The following is a 322-nucleotide window of genomic DNA, read 5'->3' on the forward strand; positions in this document are numbered from 1 at the left end:
TGTCGCCGAAGTCGGGGCGGACTCCGCGGGCGGCCATGACCTCGTCGTTGGAGGTCCCGGCGGCGACCATCGGCCACACCTGGGCGTCCTCGTGGACGATGAAGTCGATCACGACGGGGCGGTCGTTGATGGAGTTCGCCTCCTCGATCGCCTTGTCCAGGTCCTCGGGGCGCTCGCAGCGGATCGCGTAACACCCCATCGCCTCGGACAGCTTGACGAAGTCCGGGACGCGGGTGCCGCCGCTCGGCTTGCCCTGCTCGGCGATGCCGTCCTCCGGGCCTGAGTGCAGGACCGTGTTGGAGTAGCGCTGGTTGTAGAACAG

General features: G+C 68.3%; 1 protein-coding gene. It reads right to left on the bottom strand.

Features of this window, described 5'->3' with window-relative positions:
* Positions 1-322: thiamine pyrophosphate-dependent enzyme (locus ADK54_RS17760; protein WP_234392117.1), on the bottom strand; the 322-nt coding region annotated here is incomplete at both ends.

The sequence above is a fragment of the Streptomyces sp. WM6378 genome (genome assembly GCF_001279695.1).
Taxonomy (GTDB): domain Bacteria; phylum Actinomycetota; class Actinomycetes; order Streptomycetales; family Streptomycetaceae; genus Streptomyces.